Consider the following 612-nt stretch of genomic DNA (forward strand, 5'->3'; position numbering starts at 1 on the left):
TTTAGTGTCAATCTCTAATTTCCCATCGCTCACAATAGGGACTTCAAACTGCGAAATTTGATAAGCCTTAGGCAAATCAGGGTAAAAATAATTTTTCCTTGCAAAAATGGAATATTGGTTAATGTTGGCTTCGATGGCTGTGCCTAATTGGATGGCTTTTTTAACCACTTCTTTATTCAATACCGGCAAAGCTCCCGGTAAGCCCAAACACACAGGGCAAGTGTTAGAATTAGGGGATTCTCCAAAACTTGTAGAGCAAGAGCAAAAAATTTTGGTTTTGGTGTTGAGTTGGACATGGACTTCTAGCCCGATTACAGCTTCAAATGGCATCATTTGTCCTTCTTTTTGTTGCTCACAATGGCAAAAGTCAAATCATTAATTTCGGTATGCTCTTTAATGAAATCATTGATCTCTTTCAAACTCATTTTTTGGATTTGATCCAATAGCGTTTGGTTGAAATTTAAAGGCAAATCTAAATAAAAATAATTGTAAGTGGTGTTCAAGCGGCTAGAGATCGTTTCATTCCTCAAAGGCTCTGAGCCTAACAAAAACTTTTTAGCGTCGTCTAATTCTTGTTGCGTCATGCCTTTTTCTATAAATTCTTTGACTATT

Annotated in this window: 1 protein-coding gene and 1 pseudogene; both read right to left on the reverse strand. The window is 36.6% G+C overall.

Annotation, left to right across the window (positions count from 1 at the left end; genetic code table 11):
• Window positions 1-333: pseudogene (locus tag IEY73_RS34700) on the reverse strand (Asp-tRNA(Asn)/Glu-tRNA(Gln) amidotransferase subunit GatB); the annotation flags it as partial.
• Window positions 330-612 (reverse strand): peptidase M16 family protein (locus IEY73_RS34705; protein WP_189083243.1); only part of this gene is annotated, 283 nt, incomplete at its 5' end. The pseudogene IEY73_RS34700 and the gene IEY73_RS34705, both read right to left, overlap by 4 nt.

This window comes from Mangrovihabitans endophyticus (genome assembly GCF_014646155.1).
Classification (GTDB): domain Bacteria; phylum Actinomycetota; class Actinomycetes; order Mycobacteriales; family Micromonosporaceae; genus Actinoplanes; species Actinoplanes endophyticus.